Annotated in this window: 16 protein-coding genes and 1 other annotated feature (1 of these 17 cut by a window edge); of the genes, 1 reads left to right on the top strand and 15 read right to left on the bottom strand. The window is 41.6% G+C overall.

The window, feature by feature from the left end; all coding sequences use genetic code 11:
• Positions 1-182 precede the first annotated feature (182 nt).
• On the top strand, positions 183-1,898 hold the full coding sequence (locus HNQ85_RS04905; protein ID WP_181536648.1) for an Rqc2 family fibronectin-binding protein: 1,716 nt from the start codon (positions 183-185) through the stop codon (positions 1,896-1,898).
• A gap of 185 nt (positions 1,899-2,083) precedes the next feature.
• On the opposite strand, the gene HNQ85_RS04900 is transcribed toward HNQ85_RS04905, so the two are convergent.
• From HNQ85_RS04900 to ileS, 15 genes are all read right to left on the bottom strand, one after another.
• Positions 2,084-3,637: an esterase/lipase family protein gene (locus HNQ85_RS04900; protein ID WP_181536647.1), complete on the bottom strand. Its 1,554-nt coding sequence runs from the start codon at positions 3,635-3,637 to the stop codon at positions 2,084-2,086.
• Positions 3,638-3,988: 351 nt separating this feature from the next.
• Entirely contained in the window at positions 3,989-4,627 is a 639-nt protein-coding gene (gene pyrE / locus HNQ85_RS04895; RefSeq protein ID WP_181536646.1) for an orotate phosphoribosyltransferase, read from the bottom strand.
• On the bottom strand, positions 4,624-5,343 hold the full coding sequence (gene pyrF, locus HNQ85_RS04890) for an orotidine-5'-phosphate decarboxylase (protein WP_181536645.1): 720 nt from the start codon (positions 5,341-5,343) through the stop codon (positions 4,624-4,626). Before pyrF ends, pyrE begins: the two co-directional genes overlap by 4 nt.
• On the bottom strand, positions 5,315-6,256 hold the full coding sequence (locus HNQ85_RS04885; protein ID WP_181536644.1) for a dihydroorotate dehydrogenase: 942 nt from the start codon (positions 6,254-6,256) through the stop codon (positions 5,315-5,317). Before HNQ85_RS04885 ends, pyrF begins: the two co-directional genes overlap by 29 nt.
• Positions 6,253-7,026, bottom strand: a complete 774-nt coding sequence (locus HNQ85_RS04880; RefSeq protein WP_181536643.1) for a dihydroorotate dehydrogenase electron transfer subunit — start codon at positions 7,024-7,026, stop codon at positions 6,253-6,255. The genes HNQ85_RS04885 and HNQ85_RS04880 overlap by 4 nt, the downstream gene beginning before the upstream one ends.
• Entirely contained in the window at positions 7,023-10,235 is a 3,213-nt protein-coding gene (carB, locus tag HNQ85_RS04875; protein WP_181536642.1) for a carbamoyl-phosphate synthase large subunit, read from the bottom strand. The genes HNQ85_RS04880 and carB overlap by 4 nt, the downstream gene beginning before the upstream one ends.
• Positions 10,228-11,322 carry a carbamoyl phosphate synthase small subunit gene (locus HNQ85_RS04870; RefSeq protein WP_181536641.1) on the bottom strand — a complete coding sequence of 365 codons (1,095 nt, stop codon included), beginning with the start codon at positions 11,320-11,322 and terminating at the stop codon, positions 10,228-10,230. Before HNQ85_RS04870 ends, carB begins: the two co-directional genes overlap by 8 nt.
• Positions 11,319-12,608 (bottom strand): dihydroorotase, encoded by a 1,290-nt coding sequence (locus HNQ85_RS04865; protein ID WP_181536640.1) that lies wholly within the window; start codon positions 12,606-12,608, stop codon positions 11,319-11,321. Before HNQ85_RS04865 ends, HNQ85_RS04870 begins: the two co-directional genes overlap by 4 nt.
• On the bottom strand, positions 12,574-13,506 hold the full coding sequence (locus tag HNQ85_RS04860; RefSeq protein ID WP_181536639.1) for an aspartate carbamoyltransferase catalytic subunit: 933 nt from the start codon (positions 13,504-13,506) through the stop codon (positions 12,574-12,576). Before HNQ85_RS04860 ends, HNQ85_RS04865 begins: the two co-directional genes overlap by 35 nt.
• A 175-nt stretch (positions 13,507-13,681) precedes the next feature.
• Positions 13,682-14,986, bottom strand: coding sequence for a solute carrier family 23 protein (locus HNQ85_RS04855; RefSeq protein WP_181536638.1), 1,305 nt, complete (start codon positions 14,984-14,986; stop codon positions 13,682-13,684).
• 146 nt (positions 14,987-15,132) lie between these two features.
• Complete coding sequence (pyrR, locus tag HNQ85_RS04850; RefSeq protein ID WP_181536637.1) at positions 15,133-15,675, bottom strand: bifunctional pyr operon transcriptional regulator/uracil phosphoribosyltransferase PyrR; 543 nt, start codon at positions 15,673-15,675, stop codon at positions 15,133-15,135.
• 174 nt (positions 15,676-15,849) lie between these two features.
• Positions 15,850-16,764: an RluA family pseudouridine synthase gene (locus HNQ85_RS04845; RefSeq protein WP_181536636.1), complete on the bottom strand. Its 915-nt coding sequence runs from the start codon at positions 16,762-16,764 to the stop codon at positions 15,850-15,852.
• Entirely contained in the window at positions 16,764-17,228 is a 465-nt protein-coding gene (gene lspA, locus HNQ85_RS04840; protein WP_181536635.1) for a signal peptidase II, read from the bottom strand. Before lspA ends, HNQ85_RS04845 begins: the two co-directional genes overlap by 1 nt.
• Positions 17,229-17,359: 131 nt before the next feature.
• Complete coding sequence (locus HNQ85_RS04835) at positions 17,360-17,683, bottom strand: TraR/DksA family transcriptional regulator (RefSeq protein WP_181536634.1); 324 nt, start codon at positions 17,681-17,683, stop codon at positions 17,360-17,362.
• A 188-nt stretch (positions 17,684-17,871) separates the two neighbouring features.
• Complete coding sequence (gene ileS, locus HNQ85_RS04830; RefSeq protein WP_181536633.1) at positions 17,872-20,640, bottom strand: isoleucine--tRNA ligase; 2,769 nt, start codon at positions 20,638-20,640, stop codon at positions 17,872-17,874.
• A 59-nt stretch (positions 20,641-20,699) separates the two neighbouring features.
• Positions 20,700-20,867: a binding site (T-box leader), on the bottom strand; it runs 61 nt beyond the window's last position.

Below are 20,867 nucleotides of genomic sequence, written 5' to 3'. Positions count from 1 at the left end.
ACAAAAAGAAAGTAATAGAGCAATCCCTATTACACACGAAATTATATCATATTTTACAATTGTTTTCTTAACAAAAACAAAATCATTGTTTGTTGTTTCCTTCGCTTATTATACATTATTTAACGCCTTTCGAAAAAAATGATATAATTCATTAGAGTAACTTATAGAAAGGTGTATTATTTATGTCATTTGACGGAATTTTTACATATATAATGACACAAGAACTAAAGGAGACCATTGAAAGCGGACGCATTACAAAAATTCATCAACCGTTTAAACATGAACTTGTTTTACAAATTCGCTCACGTGGCCAAAATTATAAATTGCTTCTATCGGCCCATCCAACTTATGCCCGCGTTCATTTAACGAACGAAGCGTATGACAATCCTGTCGAACCGCCAATGTTTTGCATGCTTCTAAGAAAACATTTAGAAGGCAGTATTATTGAAACGGTAAGACAGGTTGACTTAGACCGCATCATTATTATTGAAGCAAAAGGGCGCAATGAAATCGGTGATTTGTCAGTAAAACAATTAATCATTGAGATTATGGGACGCCATAGCAACATTATTTTAGTCGATAAAAAAACAAATACGATTATTGACAGCATTAAACATCTTCCGCCGTCGGTGAACCGTCATCGTACGGTTTTGCCCGGTTATGAATATATCGCTCCGCCTTCACACGGGAAAATAAATCCATTACTAGTGAATGAAGAGACGATATTAAAAAAATTAGATTTTAACTCCGGTAAATTGGCAGAACAGTTAGTACAACATTTTTCCGGTATTTCACCGCTCTTTGCCAAAGAAGCAGTGTTTCGCGCGGGAATTGCCAATCGAGCCACATTATCTAAAAGCTTTATGGCTATGGTAGAAGATGTGAAACAAGGGCGCATCATGCCGCAAATTTACTATCATGATACAAAAGAAACATTTTATGTCCTGCCGCTTACGCACCTTCAAGGGGAAACGAAAACATTTTCTACTCTCAGCGAAATGCTGGATCGGTTTTATTTTGGAAAGGCCGAACGCGACCGCGTCAAGCAGCAGGCAAATGATTTAGAGCGGTTTATCGTCAATGAGAAAACGAAAAATGAAAAAAAACTGAAAAAGCTTGAGCAAACATTAAAAGACGCGGAAAAAGCCGAACAATATCGACTCTATGGTGAATTATTAACAGCAAATTTATATGCCGTCAAACGCGGGGATAAGCAAGTTGAAGTCATTAACTATTATGATGAAAATGGCAGTACGGTTACCATCCCGCTTGATCCGCAAAAATCGCCATCAGAAAATGCGCAAAGCTATTTTCAAAAATACCAAAAAGCAAAAAATTCCGTGCATATCGTTCAAGAACAAATTGAGCGAACAAGACAAGAAGTTGACTATTTTGAACGTCTCCTCCAGCAAATGGAGTCGGCGTCCCCGAAAGATGTGGAAGAAATTCGTGAAGAGTTAATTGAGGAAGGATATTTGCGCGCACGACAATCAAAACAGGCGAAAAAACAAAAGCAAGGGAAAATCGAACTTGAACGCTATGTTTCAAGCGACGGAACAGAAATTCTTGTCGGTAAAAACAATAAACAAAACGACTATTTAACGAATAAATTGGCACATAAAGATGAGATTTGGCTACATACAAAAGACATTCCTGGCTCGCACGTTGTCATACGCAGCAAAAATCCGTCTAAACAAACGATTTTAGAAGCTGCTAATCTTGCGGCGTACTTTAGTAAAGCGAAACACTCAAGCTCTGTTCCCGTCGATTACACGCAAATCCGCTACGTCAAAAAACCGAGCGGTGCAAAGCCTGGGTATGTGATCTACGAAAATCAACAAACCGTCTATGTCACACCAAATGAAGATTTAGTCATCCAAATGAAGAAAACCGTCTGACAATAGGCAGACGGTTTTTTTCGTCATCATCCTCTTCTAAGTCTTCACGTTTTTCTTTTAATATCAGCCGCGATCGTACATCTTATCTAACAATTTCCATCTTTCTTTATTATTGCGTAGAGGGGTGTAGAGGGGTCTGACACTTTGCTTTTGAGTCAGCTCCCTGAGGAACATACGTATATACTTTAATACATGTTACCTTTCTCGTCCTTATAAATAGTTTGAACAAAAGTTCGCTCAAACGGCTTACCATCCAATGTTTCACCCTTGATGTCGATTGTTAAATGATAGACACCTGCTTCGTTTTGCTTTGGAATCATGATTTCTTCATGTTCTGACAATGAAACTTTTTCTTTTAGTTTCTTTCCTTTCTTTTTCCCTGGATTGTTTTCCTTAGCTACAAAATCAAGGCTGTATTCCACCTTCGTTTTTTTCGTTTTAATTTTGGTGCCATCCATTTCTATGACCCATTTGTCTTTATTGTTTTTTGGTTTTAGTTTTATGTTTTTTGTTAATTCTGAGTCGAACGTAGCAACGAATAGATAGGCACTTGTATCATCATTTTTCGCTTCAATCTTCCATTCCCCTGACATTGGTTGATTGATTACTGCCACGTGATTCCACGCCCCTTGAAAAACGCCTTCCTCTTGATACACGTCAACGGGTACGTTCACCGTTTGATGGTCAGGGCTTATCATCGTTAACGTGTCAACTGGTTGATCGCTCATCCAGTTAATTGTTAACGTACGCACGTTACTTTCAACAGTAAGGTTTTCAACAGCCGTCTGTTGGAAAATTCCTCCTCTTATCACGTGAGATCCGGCTTCGTCCGATTCAAATCCTTTTTCAGAAACTAAGGAAGCCGTTTGAATCGAAGAGCTTGCAGCCCCATTGGTTGTCAAAAAAGGTTTAAAAATCGAGAATGTAGATGATCCATATTTGATAGTCGAGTGATTCCAATCCCCTATCCGTAACATCTGCCCGTTTGGCAAGTACGCATTCGCCACCGTGACAGCACCATCATTCGTTCCGTACTGAGATAAATAAAGCCCGCCCCAATATAACGAAGAACCGAACGAACCCCATTTTGTTCCCGCTAACGTATAGTAGTTATTTTTATTCACATTTGCGTGATGATCAGTAATCGAGCGAAAATAGTTCATATAAGACGTCTGTAAAGAATACGTACCATCGCTTTTCGACCCAAGGATATCAGTGAGCCAACTCGCCCAGCTGCTGTATGCCAGGTCTGCTAATTGAGAACCATAGTGTGGACTTCCTAACGTAATTACATTAGAGACATAAGGATACGCATTGTAATGGACCAAAGCCGTTTGCGCATCAATGCCTCCTTTACTATGAGTAACAAGCACTAGTTTCTTACCGAAATAGTTGTAAATTTCCTGGATTTTCGCGGCTAACAAACTTCCATTGTCCCACATGTCCTCCGAAGTTCCGCTTGAGTCGTATAACTCCAAAAAGGCTGTTTGGTATCCGTTGTTATAAGCGGTCTCGTACATATCGTTATTGTCATACCATGTGCTTGCTGAACTATTTAACCCTTGAACGAACAAAATCACGGGCGCACTAGGATTTAAATTGTCGGGCGTTGAGCCAATGTACCAGGTGCCTGGCGCCCCACCAGAACCAGGATTTGTAAACTTACCAGCGTCAGCAGGAGTGGCTACCGCCGTCATCACAAGAAACCACACAAACAATAACGAAAAAACCTTTTTCAATCAGGCAACCTCCTTCATCTGAAATACATAATTCAATCACGTCAATAAAACCTATTTAAAGGGAATTGAGGATATGTCAAAAATGTAATGATTTTAATGTTGAATAACCCCCTTTTGTTCCTGTTGATTCTCAATAAAACAACCTTGTTCTTTTATCTACACACCGCAAATTTTGTTTTGTCTCTCGCTTTTTGTTCGAAAGGAATTTAAATTTCTCTTCCCCTATACTCGAACTTCTCTAATCATGAATACTTGTATTTTTTGAAAAAAAGAAAGAGAGCGCTTTTCTCCATACAAACGCTCTCTTAAGAAGATAGAATGACCGTTCATACTTTCTGAAGTCCATTCAACTTAGTTGTTGTGCCCCTCTCTATTCCACTCTTCCGGATGTTCCCGCCATTGTTGTAATGTAGCGATGTCTTCCTCTGTAATGACACCCATCTCCACCGCTGTTTCAATGAGTGTGTCATAATCGGTGAGCGTATGGACCGTCACATTGTTTTCAGCAAAGGCCTGTTTTCCTTTTTCCAAGCCATATGTAAAAATCGCCACGACTCCAAGCACTTGACAGCCCTCTTCCTGCAATGCATGAACGGCGGTTAGGGAGCTTTCTCCTGTAGAAATTAAATCTTCAACGACAACGACCTTTTGTCCTTTTTCGACTTTCCCTTCAATTTGTTTCCCTTTTCCGTGTCCTTTTGCTTGGCTGCGCACATAACACATCGGTAAGGCTAAGAGTTCGCTCACCCATGCCGCATGTGGAATGCCTGCTGTTGCTGTTCCAGCGAGCACTTGAACGTCTGGAAAATGGGTGCGAACAAGATTCGTTAGCCCATCAGCAATCGCACTTCTCACGTTTGGATAAGCTAACGTTAATCGATTATCACAATAAATCGGTGACTTGATTCCCGATGACCACGTAAACGGTTCATTCAGCTGTAAAGATACTGCACCGATTTGTAGTAAATAGGTAGCGATTTCTTTTTTCATTTTTCTTCTCTCCCATTCCATTCTCGTTTTAGTTGTTGGTAAGCCTCATACGGATTGGCTGCCTTTGTGATGCTGCGGCCGACAACGATTGCGCTTGCGCCAAGCTGTTTCGCCCGAAACGGAGTAACAACGCGAATTTGGTCGTTTTTCTCATCTGTAGCAAAGCGAATTCCCGGCGTCACCGTAAGAAATGCTTCACCAAAATGTTCACGAATAAACGGTACTTCTTTTGCTGAGCAGACGACTCCATCGAGTCCACTCTCTTTTGCTAAAGACGCATAATGAAGCACCGTCTCTTCCATCGAGCGTTCGATAAGAAGTTGGTCATGCAGCATTTGTTCGCTTGTGCTTGTCAGTTGCGTTACCGCAATACATCGAGGGCGCTTTTTTCCTGTTTCTCTCCCTGCCTCAAGCCCTTCAAGAGCCGCTTCCATCATCTTCGTTCCGCCGGCTGCATGAACATTGACGAGATCAACACCTAAACGTGAAAGTCCTTTCATCGCCTGCTTAACCGTATTCGGAATATCATGAAGTTTTAAATCTAAAAAAATTTGATGTCCCTGCTCTTTTAAATAAGCAATCATGGCCGGTCCTTCCTGATAATATAATTCCATTCCGACTTTTACGAACAGCGTTTCATTCTGAAATGGCTGTAAAAACGTTTTGACCTCTTCCATTGATGAAAAATCAAGCGCCACAATAAACGGATGGTTCACCCTTTCTCCAGCTCCTTCCTGTGCATTCGGAAATATGATTCACTCCAAGCTTGTCAAGCAGTGTTGGCAATTCCTCAATAATGTTCGGGCAAACAAACGGGTCGACAAAGTTGGCTGTCCCAACCGCTACAGCGCTTGCTCCCGCATAGAAAAATTCAATCACATCCTCGGCTGACTGGATACCGCCCATCCCGATAATCGGAATAGAAACGGCTTGGCTTACTTCATAAATCATGCGAATGGCAATTGGTTTGATGGCCGGGCCGGATAATCCGCCGGTGCGATTAGCAAGGATTGGTGCAGCGTTTTTTATATCAATGCGCATCCCTATAAGCGTATTAATCATCGTCAAACCATCCGCGCCAGCCTCTTCAATCGCCTTTGCCATTTCCACAATGTTTGTTATGTTTGGCGAAAGCTTCACATAGACAGGAACTTCCGATACTTCTTTCACAAGTTTCGTTAATTCAGCAGCGACCTCTGGAATGGTTCCAAACGCGATTCCGCCCTTTTTGACATTCGGGCAAGAAATATTTAACTCAAGCGCATGAACATTCGGCGCTTTCGAAATTTCTTTTGCGACCTGTACATAGTCTTCCATTGTCGTACCGGCAACGTTGGCGATAATCGGAACGTCAAATTGCTCAAGCCACGGCAGTTCTTCGCTTAATACTTTTTCCACCCCCGGATTTTGCAAACCAATCGCATTCAGCATACCACTTGGCGTTTCTGCGACTCTCGGCGTTAGATTTCCAAAACGGGGTTCGAGCGTTGTCGCTTTAATCATAATGGCTCCCAACTGACTTAAATCATATAGACGAGCATATTCTCTGCCAAATCCGAAACATCCGGAAGCGGGCATAATCGGATTTTTTAAAGACAGGCCTGGCAATTCCACTGCTAGACGATTCATAAAATAACCTCCCCCGCTTTGAACACAGGTCCGTCACTGCATACTTTTCGATAGGCTGTATCGCTGTTTGGCACGCGGCAAACGCAGGCAAAACAGGCACCGATTCCGCACCCCATTCTTTCTTCAAGAGAGAGATAGACATTTTTATTAGGAAAAACTTGTTCGAGCGCCCTTAACATTGGTTTTGGACCGCATGAATAGAGGACATCAAACGAAAGGCTGTGCGCCGCAATAACATCGGTAACAAACCCTTTTATGCCATACGAACCATCAACCGTTGCTACGTATGTTTCTCCTAACTTAGCAAACTCGTTTTCTAAAAACACCACATCTTTATGTTGAAAACCGAGTACATGAACCACATAGACACCTTTTTTCACTAATTGTTTGGACAACTCATAAAGAGGAGGAACACCAATACCACCGCCGACAAGTAAAGCCGTTTGCCCTTTTTCTACTGCTTCAAGCGGAAATCCGTTTCCAAGCGGTCCGAGAATATCTAACATCTCACCGGGCATTTTCTCTGCAAGAATGCTTGTGCCAATCCCCTCTTTTCGATAAATCATCGTAAATTGTTTTCTTTCCTGATTAATCTCGCAAATGCTAATCGGGCGGCGCAAGAGAGGTTCAGCTTGCGCCTCGATTTTTATATGAACAAATTGACCTGGAGTGTTCATTTCACTAACAAGGCCACCTGTTAAAACGATGCGGTAAATATTGTTGGCGATACGTTCGTGAGCGACAATGCTCATTTGTTCTTTTCGAATCATGAATGAATCACTTCCTGAAATTTTGCAAATTTCGGCATAACCGTCGTTGAGAATGTCATTGATTCAATCACTTGAAGCATTGCTTTTGCTGTATCAAGCGATGTCAAGCATGGAATGCCATTTTCAACTGATTCGCGACGGATGCGGAAACCATCACTTTCCGGCTGCTTTCCTTTCGTTAATGTGTTAATGACAACCTGAGCTTTTCCTTGACGAATCACATCTAAAATGTTTGGAGAGTCAGCGTTAATTTTGTTGACTACGGTTACTGGAATATGTTCCGCCTTTAATGCTTCTGCTGTTCCGCTTGTTGCCAACAGCTGATAGCCGATATGGTAGAAGCGTCTTGCTAAATCAATCGCTTCTTCTTTATCCTTATCGGCAATCGTTAATAGGACAGAGCCGTAAGAACGAATATGAATGCCTGATGCGACAAGACCTTTATATAATGCTTTTTCAAATGTCACGTCCTTGCCCATTACTTCGCCAGTTGATTTCATTTCCGGTCCTAGTGAAATGTCGACGTTCCGCAGTTTTGCAAATGAGAACACCGGGACTTTCACATACACTCCTTCGCTTTCATGATGAAGCCCTGTTTTAAACCCAAGTTCAGCAAGCTTTGTACCTAAAATGACTTTTGTTGCAATATTCGCCATTGGTACACCCGTAATTTTACTTAAGAATGGTACTGTACGACTTGAACGCGGGTTTACCTCTAATACATAAACCTCATCTTTATACATAACGAATTGGATGTTCAACAGACCTACAATGTGTAAACCTTTGGCTAATTTAATCGTATAATCAACAATTTTTCGCTTAATGCTTGGTGTTAATGTTTGCGGCGGATATACAGCAATCGAGTCACCGGAATGGACACCCGCCCGCTCAATGTGTTCCATAATTCCTGGAATAAATACGGTTTCCCCATCAGAAATCGCATCTACTTCAATTTCTTTACCGATTAAATAACGGTCGATTAACACAGGGTGCTGCGGATTTACTTTTACAGCATTTTCCATGTAATAAAGCAGTTCCTCTTCTTTATACACAATTTCCATCGCTCTGCCGCCCAATACATATGATGGACGAACTAAGACAGGATAACCAATTTCCTGGGCAATTCGCACCGCTTCATTCACAGAGAACGCTGTTTTTCCTTTCGGTTGTGGAATGCCTAACTCTGATAATGTCTGCTCAAATTTGTCACGGTTTTCAGCTCGATCCAAGTTTTCAAGAGAGGTTCCTAAAATGCGGACACCACGGGCTTCTAATTCAGCCGCTAAGTTAATCGCTGTCTGTCCGCCAAATTGAACAATAACACCAACAGGTTTTTCTAAGTCAATCACATGCATCACATCTTCAATCGTCAACGGTTCAAAGTATAATTTGTCGGAGATACTAAAGTCTGTAGATACGGTTTCTGGGTTGTTATTAATAATAATCGCCTCATAACCTGCTTCTTTAATTGCCCACACGGAGTGAACAGTCGCATAGTCAAATTCAATCCCTTGTCCGATTCTGATTGGGCCCGAGCCGAGAACGACAACACTTTTTCGCTTTGTAACAATCGATTCATTTTCGTCTTCATATGTGCCATAGTAATATGGTGTCTCTGATTCAAACTCAGCCGCGCACGTATCCACCATTTTATAAACCGGGGTAATCCCCTCTTGTTTTCTTATTTCATAAATTTCGCGTTCGTTCTTATTCCAAAGTTTAGCAATCGTACTGTCTGAAAAACCGAGCATCTTCGCTTTTCGTAGCACTTCTAAGTTCCCGATATTTTCTTTAATGACAGATTCATAGCGGATAATGTTTTCTAGCTTCGTCAAGAAAAAGCGGTCAATTTGACTCCATTCATGAATTTGTTCTATAGAAATCCCGCGGCGAAGCGCTTCAGCAATGTAAAATAACCGTTCATCTCCTGCTTTACGAATTCGTTTTTCGATTCGTTCATCCGAAATTTTGTCTGCATCTTTTAACTCTAAATGATACACATTGGCTTCTAAGGAACGAACTGCTTTTAAAATGGACTCTTCAAACGTGCGTCCAATAGCCATCACTTCTCCTGTTGCTTTCATTTGCGTACCGAGGCGGCGGTTGGCTGATTCAAACTTATCAAACGGGAAGCGCGGAATTTTTGTCACAACATAGTCAAGCGCCGGTTCAAAGCAGGCGTATGTTTTTCCCGTTACCGGATTAATAATTTCGTCTAATGTTAAACCGACAGCAATTTTCGCAGCAAGCTTTGCAATCGGATATCCCGTTGCTTTCGAAGCTAATGCGGAAGAACGGCTTACGCGCGGATTTACTTCAATGACATAGTAATGGAAGCTGTGCGGGTCAAGCGCAAGCTGCACATTGCATCCACCTTCAATACCAAGCGCGCGGATAATTCGTAATGACGCATTGCGCAACAATTGATATTCGCGGTCGCTTAATGTTTGGCTTGGGGCAACAACAATTGAATCTCCCGTATGAATCCCAACCGGGTCAATATTTTCCATGTTGCACACGACAATTGCGTTGTCATTTGCATCCCGCATTACTTCATACTCGATTTCTTTATAGCCTGCGATGCTTTTTTCCAATAAACATTGATGAACAGGGCTCATTTTTAAACCGTTCGAAACAATTTCAATCAGCTCTTCTTCATTTGTACAAATCCCTCCCCCGGTTCCACCAAGTGTAAACGCTGGACGGACAATCACTGGATAACCAACTGTTTTAACAAACTCATATGCTTCTTCTAAACTATGAATAATTTCGCTTTCTGGGACAGGCTCACCTAACTCTTTCATTAAACTGCGGAACAACTCACGGTCTTCTGCTTTTTTAATCGCTTCAAGTTTTGTCCCAAGTATCTCAACACCACATTCTTCAAGAACACCTGCATTTGCAAGTTCTACTGCTAAGTTTAGTCCCGTTTGTCCTCCAAGTGTTGGTAAAATCGCATCAGGACGTTCTTTACGGATAATGCGTGCAACAAATTCAAGCGTCAAAGGCTCAATGTAAACTTTATCAGCAATCTCTGTATCCGTCATAATTGTCGCTGGGTTCGAGTTGACTAAAATAACTTTATATCCTTCCTCTTTTAATGCAAGACATGCTTGTGTTCCTGCATAGTCAAATTCTGCAGCTTGACCGATGACGATCGGACCTGAGCCAATTACTAGAATGGTTTCGATGTCTTTACGTTTAGGCATAAACCATTTCCCCTTCCTTTTTGAACTGCTCAATCATACCGATAAACTCGTCAAACAAATGGTTCGCATCTTCCGGCCCTGGTGATGCTTCCGGATGATATTGCACCGTAAATGCCGGATAGTCTAAATGGCGAAGCCCTTCAACCGTTCCATCGTTTAGAGCGACATGTGTAACCTGTAATCTTGTCCGTTTTAGCGATTGTTCGTTAACGGTATAACCATGATTTTGCGATGTAATCGCCACTTTCCCTGTCGTTAAATGCTTAACTGGGTGATTGGAGCCGCGATGACCGAATTTCATTTTTTCCGTATCTGCCCCGCAAGCAAGAGCAAATAATTGATGCCCGAGACAAATTCCAAACAATGGAACTTTCCCTAATACTCCTCGAATCATTTCAACCGCTTCCGGTACATCTTTTGGGTCACCAGGTCCGTTAGAGAGCATGATTCCATCCGGCTTTAAACGCAACACCTCTTCAGCTGTAGCGTTATATGGCAACACCATCACATCGCAATTTCGTTTATTTAATTCACGCAAAATACCATGCTTCATACCAAAGTCAATTAATACAACGCGATGTCCGCGGCCTGGACTTGGATACGCCCTTTTCGTTGACACACGCTTTACTTGGTCATTCAGTAAGTTCGTAGACCTTAACGATTCAACCACTTCATGAATGCTCACATCTAAATCGCAAATCGCTCCTTTTAAGGTGCCATGCTGGCGAATGATTTTCGTTAATTTTCTTGTATCAATCCCTGCTAAACCTGGAATATTTTTTGTTTTTAAATATTCATCTAACGTCATTTCGTTGCGCCAGTTGGACGGAATTTTACAAACTTCCTTCACAATCAGTCCATGAATATATGGTTCAATCGATTCAAAGTCATCGCGGTTAATCCCGTAGTTGCCGATAAGCGGATATGTCATTGTGACAATTTGTCCGCAATAGGAAGGGTCAGACAGTATTTCTTGATACCCTGTCATTCCTGTGTTAAACACAACTTCGCCAACCATTTTTTCCGTACTGCCAAACGCTTCACCGATAAAAAATGTTCCGTCTTCTAAAATGAGTTGTCGTTTCATTCTGCTTCTCTCCCTTTCTTCCAAACAAGTTTACCGCCAACAAACGTCATGACCGGCCATCCTTTGCATTTCCACCCGGCAAATGGAGTGTTCTTTCCTTTTGAGACAAACGTTGCAGGATCAATCGCTTGTTCTTGCTGTAAATTAATCACGGTTAAATCGGCCTTTTCTCCTACCGCTAATCTACCAGCCCGTAAACCAAAAGTTTCTGCCGGCTTTATCGTTAGAAAATCGATTAATTGCTTTAAAGAAAATTTTTTCGTTTCAACAAAGTATGTATATAAAAGCGGAAACGCCGTTTCCAAACCAACGATTCCAAATGGTGCAAGCTGCATCCCTTCTGCCTTTTCCTCTTCCGTATGCGGCGCATGGTCCGTAGCAATAAAGTCAATTGTTCCATCCAACAACCCTTCGATTAATGCGTCGCGGTCTTCTCTTCCCCTTAGCGGTGGGTTCATTTTATAGTTGGCATCTAGTCCTGGAATATCTTCATCACAAAGTAGTAAGTGATGTGGTGTCACCTCCGCAGTAACGCGGATTCCAGCGCGTTTTGCATCACGCACAATGCGAACGGACTCCTTTGTGCTTATGTGACATACATGGTAATGACACCCTGTTGCTTCCGCTAACAGCACATCACGGGCAATATGAACCGATTCACAAACAGAAGGGATTCCATTTATTCCATATTTTTTTGCAAAAATTCCATCGTGAACGGAACCTTTATTGATCAGTGTGTTATCTTCACAATGAGCAACAATCGACATATTTAATTTTGCTGCCCGCTTCATTGCTTCGTACATCATCCCCGCTGACTGCACGCCGACACCATCATCCGTAAACGCGAATGCACCTGCTTCTTTTAGAGCGGCAAAATCCGTTAGTTCCTTTCCAAGCTGACGAATGGTAATTGCTCCATATGCTAACACATTGACATGCGCTGTCTCTCGAATGCGTCCTTGTAACCATTCCATTTGCTCTTTCGTATCTGGTACAGGACGCGTATTTGGCATCGCAGCAACGGTTGTAAATCCTCCTTTGGCTGCCGCAAAAGTTCCGGTTGCAATCGTTTCTTTATGTTCACCGCCAGGTTCACGCAAATGAACATGCAAGTCGATAAAACCGGGAGCAATAAGATTTCCTTCAACATCGATGATTTCGTCAGACTCATCCCCGATAATGCTTTGAGCAATCTCAGAGATTTTATCATGTTCAATTTTTACTTCTACCTCTTCCATTTCACCGTTCTCATTAAGCCATTTGCCATTTTTTAAAATAATAGCCATTTATCATCCCTCCCTCGACTGATTCAATCGCCCGTTTTAAAACAGCCATTCTTACATACACCCCATTTTCCATTTGTTTAAAGATTCTGGATCGTTCACATTCAACAAGACTGCCGGCAATCTCCACATCGCGATTGACTGGTGCCGGATGTAAAATAATACTATGCCTCTTCATCCGTTTCTCACGCTCTACGGTCAAGCCATACTTTTCATGATATTGTTCCTTCGTTAGCCCCATTTTTTCTCCGTGTCGTTCATGTTGAATGCGCAAGAGCATCACAACATCCGCTTCTTTCACTGCAGTATCTAAATCTACATATGTACCAAATTGGTTTGTATCATCTTTCCATTCATCAGGACTTGAAAACAATACATTCGCCCCTAATCTCGTTAATACTTCTGCATTAGAGCGGGCCACGCGGCTATGACGAATGTCGCCGACAATAGCAACCGTTAATCCTTTAAATGCCGTAAATTCCTGGCGGATTGTCATTAAATCTAAAAGCGATTGGGTCGGATGATGACCGCACCCATCTCCTGCATTAATGATTGGAATTTTGATACAATCGCGCAATGATTCAAAATACTGATCAATCGAGTGACGGATTACAACTGTTCTTACGCCGATTGCTTCAAGTGTTCGAATCGTATCATAGAGTGTTTCCCCTTTTTGAACACTCGACATTTCTACATCAAACGGAATAACTTCAAGGCCTAATCTTCGTTCAGCAACTTCAAAACTGCATTTCGTCCGTGTACTTGGTTCAAAAAACAGATTGGCGACAAACACTTGTTTATCAGGCTGCCATTGCTTCCCCTTTGCAAATGCTTCCGCTTCGTCAAGTAAAAAAGTTATTTCTTCTAGCGATAGTTCGCTCAATGTCAACAAATGTTTCATTCTTTATCCACTCCTAAAGATGTAATAAAAAACACCCTGCCGCTTAAGCAGGGTGTTAAACAGTTTTACGTGCAAAGGCGTAAATGAGCAAGCTAGAAAAAGCCCCTAGCTGTGCACATTTCTCCCCTAACTGTAACACCCTTTTAAGCCTCTCTGGACTTAGTTAAAAGGTGATTTACGCCACATGATTGTTATGTTCATTTTCTGTTTCAAACATATTTTCATTTACTTCCGGGCGCCCTGGTAAAATGAGATTTAACAACACTCCACAAATGGCCGCAAGTGCCATTCCGTGAATTTCGAACTGTTCAGATACTTTAAGAGCGGCGCCGCCAATTCCGATGACAAGAATGACAGATGAGATAACTAAATTGCGTTTGTCACCAAAATCTATTTGGCTATCAACAAGCATACGCAATCCTGATGAAGCGATAATTCCGAATAACAAGATAGAGACACCGCCCATTACCGGTGTTGGAATGGAACTGATTAACGCTGTGACTTTACCAACGAAGCCGAAGATAGTTGCAATAATGGCTGCACCTAAAAGTACGTACACGCTATATACTCTTGTAATCGCAAGAACTCCGATGTTTTCACCGTACGTTGTTTTTGGCGGTCCGCCGATGAGGGCAGAAATCATCGTCGCTGTCCCATCCCCTAAAATTGAACGGTGCAGGCCAGGTTCTTTAATATAATCACGACCAACCACTTTACTTAACACGAGCTGATGACCGATATGCTCAGAAAGCGTAACAATCGCTACAGGTACCATTAATAGAGCGATCTCCCATGTCACACTTACTTTGTAATCAACGAATGGAATTAGGAAGTCAGGCATTTCAAACCATTTTGCTTTCGCTACTTGTGAAAAATCAACGATACCAACCGCTAATGCGTATACATAACCAACTACAATTCCCACTAATACAGGAATTAGACTAAGCATTCCTCTTAAGTAAATCGAGCAAACAATCGTTGCAGCCAACGTAACTAATGCCACAGAGAAATGTGTTAAGCTATATTTTCCGTCTGGATTGTTCATCGCCATATTGACCGCTGTACTCGCTAATCCTAATCCAATGACAACGATCACCGGACCAACGACAATCGGCGGCAGCAATCTCATAATCCAGCGATAACCTGCCCTTTTAATAACAAGAGCAACTACTCCGTATACAAGCCCCGCCAAGAAACTACCAATCATTGCTGCACCAGGTCCGCCTGCCGTTTTTGCAGCAATAATCGGTGTAATGAACGCAAACGAGGAGCCAAGGTAAGCTGGTACTTGCCATTTCGTGATGATTAAAAAGGCGATCGTTCCTAAGCCGCTAGAGATTAAAGCGATAGCTGGACTTAAACCGACAAGGTAAGGCACTAGAATCGTTGCGCCAAACATAGCAAATAAATGTTGCAAACTTAACGTTAACCATTGGATTGGTGACGGCTTATCCTTAATGTCTAATATTGGTTTGCTCATATCATTTTCTCCTTTCCGTCTTCCATAAAAAAACCTCTTTGCCCGCTAAGGGTGCAAAGAGGTACAGATTTAGCCTATTGAAAATAGAGTTAGACTAATTTCCTGTTCCCCTTTGACAGCCTCACGGGACTGCATTTAAAAGGGACTTATTTGTTTTCATGAATGCTTACTTGATCCATTTTATCGACTTCTGTTAATTCTACAACAATCATTTCCGAGCTTGATGTTGGAATATTTTTACCGACGAAGTCAGCCCGTATCGGTAATTCGCGATGACCACGGTCAACTAGAACAGCCAGTTGAATTTGTGCCGGACGTCCAAGGTCTATCAGCGCATCCATTGCTGCTCTTACAGTACGTCCCGTAAAAAGAACATCATCGACTAAAATCACTTTTTTGTTCGTTATATCGACCGGGACATCCGTTCCCTTCACGAGCGGTTCTTTATCGCTCGTTTTCGTTGTTAAATCATCACGATAAAGCGTAATATCCAACTCACCAACTGGAATGGCTGTTCCTTCGATTTGTTCAATTCGTTCGGCAAGCCGTCTCGCTAAATAAATACCGCGCGTCTTAATACCAACAAGAACACAGTTTTCAATTCCTTTGTTGCGCTCAATAATTTCATGAGCAATTCTCGTCAATGCGCGGCGAATCGCTTGTTCATCAAGAACAACTGCTTTTTGCATCGTCTTTCACCTCACAAAAAAATTCCTCCCGCCCACGAAGCGAGAGGAATGACTGATTTTACGCACATATATCCTACTTATTCCTATATCATCCGATTCCTTCTCAGCCTCACAGGACTGAATTTAAAGGTTCTATTCACTTGTTCTTCATTTTACTTTGATGAATGGATTTTGTCAACGATTATTTCGCAACATATCTAAAATGTGTTGAAACTCCTCAGGTAATGGTGCTTCAAATTCTAAATACTCTCCAGTACGCGGGTGAGTAAATCCTAATATCCCTGCATGCAATGCTTGTCCATCGATCGGCAGTGTTTTTTTCGGACCGTATTTCGGATCGCCAGCAAGCGGATAGCCGATATATTTCATATGAACGCGAATTTGATGGGTGCGACCCGTTTCCAACTGACATTCGATAAAGGTAAATTTGTCGAATCGTTCAAGAACGCGGAAATGTGTTACCGCCTCTTTACCATTTTCCTCTGTCACAGTCATGCTCTGACGGTCATGTTTATCCCTGCCGATCGGCGCATCAATTGTTCCGTAATCATGTGGAATAACACCGTGAACAATTGCTTTATATTTTCGAGTAACTGTTTTATTAACAAGCTGATTGACAAGGGATTCATGTGCGAGATCATTTTTTGCTACCATTAGAAGTCCTGAAGTATCTTTATCAATGCGATGCACAATTCCGGGGCGCAGCACGCCATTAATACCTGACAAATCCTTACAATGGGCTAACAATCCGTTTACAAGCGTACCACGCATATGGCCGGGTGCTGGATGAACGACCATTCCGCGCGGTTTATTCACGACGATTACATCAGCATCTTCATAATATATATCTAAATCCATTTCTTCCGGTTCAACATCAAGCGGCTCCGGTTCAGGAAGTTCAATGACAACCGCATCCCCCGCTGAACATTTATAATTCGCTTTTATGTCTCTTCCATTAACCGTTACTAACCCATCTTTAATCCATTGCTGAACTTGTGAGCGTGACCACTCTTCGTTAAGTGAGGAAATTACTTTGTCAATTCTCTCTTTATCCTGTTCCTCCTCAATGGTAAATCGGATCACTTCCATTACTCATTCTCCTTTTCTTTTCTCCCATCGATCATTGTTTGCAGTAAAATAAGCGCAACACCAATACATAGCGCTGAATCTGCAATGTTAAAAATCGGGAAGCTGTATGTAAAAATGTATGTATGAATAAAATCGACAACTTCTTGACGAAAAAGACGGTCGATAAAATTGCCAATCGCTCCGCCAAGCATAAATCCAAGAGCCGTGCCAAACAACTTTTCCTCGCGCGGCAAACGTTGAATGTACACGACTAACCCAATAACAGCAATAACCGTTATGATGTAAAAAAACCAAAGCTTTCCTTGCAAAATCCCCCACGCTGCACCACGGTTGCGGTGCGAAGTAATATAAAGCACATCGGTAATAATCGGAATGCTTTCCCCTAGTTCCATATATTTAACAACGAGCCATTTTGTAAACTGATCAATAAGAATAACGGTGAGCGCAACGATATAATAAATCACAAAATTACCCCCAACTGAGCAGATGTACCTTAAGAATTGTAGCACATTCATTTGATCATATACAACGCAAAACTCTAAATGTATATCTGACCTTAAGATTCATGCTCAGTGGAATGTACAGAAACAAAGAACTAATCGTATGAAAAATAACCTGTTTTCGCATAATACCCTTGGATGTCAAAATCGTCAATTGTTCTCGCGGTTGGCAACACATAAATTTGATTTTCGGTAAATGGTCGTCCTGTTTTTTCACAGCGCCCATAATCTCCTTCTTCTAATTTTCTAAGAGCATGTTCAACATCTTGCAATTCATCATATATAAGGCTCTTTAACCAATCTTTATCCACGAAAAAGCCCATTTCCGAAGCAAATTCATTGTTGTTAATTTGATCTAATCTTGTCTGGAGTTCTTGCCTCATTTGCAGAAGTTCTTTTTTCAGCTTCTTATAATACAAGGCGAATCATCCCCTTGGTATATTGAATTTGAAATATGTACTGTTATTGTTTCCGAAACCATTTTATTTAGTGAGAGCAACTTTTTCCTAAAGAATGGGCTTTCAGATTCATTCGGTCATTACGTGATGACAATATGTACTCTTATAAGCAAAAAAGGCTGCCCAGTATGGACAGCCTTATTGTTATATTAAGCACTATAATGTTCTTTTACCACTTTCGCACAACGTGGGCATAATGTCGGATGGTCTTTGTCTTCGCCTACCGTCGGTGTAACAACCCAGCATCTTTCACATGTTTCGCCTTCCGCTTGTTTAACGACAATCGCCACTTTTTCAAACTTCTGTGCTTCTGCAGGTGCTTCTTCGTATGTGCCGGCAATTTCAAAGCCAGAAACGATAAAGATTTGTTTTAAGTTTTCGTTAATAGAATCAAGCAATTGCTTTGTTTCAGCATTTGGATAAAGAACAAGATTGGCTGTTAACGATTTGCCGATCACTTTTTCATTACGTGCAACTTCTAACGCCTTTAACACGTCATCACGCAAAGCCATAAATGCATCCCATTTCGCTACTAGTTCATCCGCTCCATCCATTTGCATCGGCTCAGGCATATCGACAAGCTGGACACTTTCCTCTTTTACATTTGGAATGTATCCCCATACTTCATCAGCTGTATGCGGTAAGATTGGCGCAATTAATTTCGTTAACGCTACTAATGTCTCATATAAAACCGTTTGAATGGAACGGCGCTCTTTATTGTTTGGTGCTTCAATATAAAGAACATCCTTTGCAAAATCAAGATAGAATGCACTTAAATCAATTGTGCAGAAGTTGTTCACATCGTGATAAATAGCTGCAAATTCATATGTTTCATAAGAATGTTTCACTTTTTTAATGAGATGGTTGAGCTTTACAAGCATGTAGCGGTCAACTTCTCGTAACTCTTGTAATGGAACAGCATCTGTCTCAGGGTTGAAATCAAACAAGTTCCCTAATAAGAAACGGAACGTATTGCGAATTTTACGATACACTTCAGCGACTTGTTTTAAAATGCTATCAGAAATTCTTACATCTGCTTGATAGTCAACAGAAGCTACCCATAAACGTAAAATATCAGCTCCTAATTGGTCCATTACTTTCGCTGGAACAACAACGTTACCAAGCGACTTACTCATTTTACGACCTTCTCCATCAAGCACGAAACCATGGCTCAATACCGCTTTATATGGCGCTTTGCCTGTTACCGCGACAGCTGTTGATAAAGAAGAGTTAAACCAACCGCGATATTGGTCAGAACCTTCCAAGTAAAGATCAGCTGGACGCTGCAAATCATCACGCTCTTCAAGAACAGCTTGATGGGATGAACCGGAATCAAACCAAACGTCCATAATATCTGTTTCTTTTGTAAACTTACCGTTTGGACTTGATGGATGCGTAAATCCTTCTGGTAACAAGTCTTTCGCTTCGCGTTCAAACCATACATTGGAGCCGTACTTTCTAAATAAGTTTGAAACATGTTCAATCGTTTCGTCTGTAATGATTGGATCACCATTTTCTGCATAGAATACTGGAATTGGCACGCCCCATGCACGTTGACGGGAAATACACCAGTCACCACGATCGCGCACCATATTATACAAGCGCGTTTCTCCCCAAGCAGGCACCCATTTTGTATCTTGAACTGCTTTTAGTAACTCTTCACGAATTTTATCAATCGAAGCAAACCATTGCGCTGTTGCTCGGAAAATCGTTGGCTGTTTTGTACGCCAGTCATGCGGATAAGAGTGTGTAATGAAACCAAGTTTTAATAAAGCTCCAACTTCTTTTAGCTTTTCAGTGATTGGCTTATTCGCATCATCATAGAATAAACCTTCAAAGCCTGGTGCATCAGCCGTCATATATCCTCTCTCATCCACTGGACATAATACATCTAAACCATATTTTTGTCCGACGATGAAGTCATCTTCACCATGACCTGGAGCGGTATGAACGCAACCTGTCCCTGCATCCGTCGTTACATGTTCTCCTAATATCACAAGTGAATCACGGTCATACAATGGATGTTTCGCAACAACGTATTCAAGGTCGCTTCCTTTTAATGTTTTAACTACCGTCGCTTCTTCCCAGCCAATTTCTTTTTTCACAGACTCAAGTAGTGCTGATGCGACAATATATTTCTCACCATTCGCTTGAACAACACTGTATTCAAGCTCAGGATGAACAGCAATACCTAAGTTTGCTGGAATTGTCCAAGGAGTCGTTGTCCAGATAACGATTTTCTCGTCACCTTCAAGTACACCTTTGCCATCTTTAATAGAAAAAGCGACATAGATAGATGGAGAACGTTTATCTTTATATTCAATTTCCGCTTCAGCAAGTGCTGATTCGCTTGAAGGGGACCAATATACTGGCTTCAGTCCTTTATAAATGAGACCTTTTTTCGCCATTTCGCCGAACACTTTAATTTGTTGTGCTTCATATTCCGGCTTTAACGTAATATAAGGATTTTCCCAATCGCCGCGCACGCCAAGACGTTTAAATTGCTCACGCTGACGAGCGATTTGTTCATAAGCATATTCTTCACAAAGCTTACGGAATTCCGCTACACTCATCTCTTTGCGGTTAACACCTTTATTTTTCGTTAAAGCTGTTTCAATCGGCAAACCATGTGTATCCCATCCCGGAACATATGGAGCGCAGTAACCACTCATTGATTTATAGCGGACGATAAAGTCTTTTAAAATTTTGTTTAACGCATGTCCCATATGAATATCGCCATTTGCATACGGAGGTCCATCGTGTAAAACAAACAGTGGACGGTCCTTTGTGCGTTCTTGCACTTTTCGATAAATGTCCATTTCTTCCCATTTTGCTTGAATTTGCGGCTCTCGCTGCGGAAGATTGCCACGCATTGGGAAGTCCGTTTTCGGCATCAACAACGTGTTTTTGTAGTCCATCCCTATCATTCCTCCAACATTTGTTTACTAATTTATAAAAAATAAGACCTTTCCATCCCAAAAGGGACGAGAAAGGTCTCGCGGTACCACCCTTATTGACTATGTATGCAAATGTGCATGAATAGCCCACTCTTCATTCGTAACGGGAATGACGCGCCATTGCTTACTGTCATTTCAGCATGGAACTCCAGGGTGATTTTCGTTCTTTCGCCTATGCCAAGCTCCCA

Origin of the sequence: [Anoxybacillus] calidus, assembly GCF_013760845.1 — a bacterium.
In the GTDB taxonomy this organism is placed as follows: domain Bacteria; phylum Bacillota; class Bacilli; order Bacillales; family Anoxybacillaceae; genus Paranoxybacillus; species Paranoxybacillus calidus.
The sequence above is the reverse complement of the archived record's forward strand: the minus strand, read 5'-3'. Positions and strand labels throughout refer to the sequence as shown.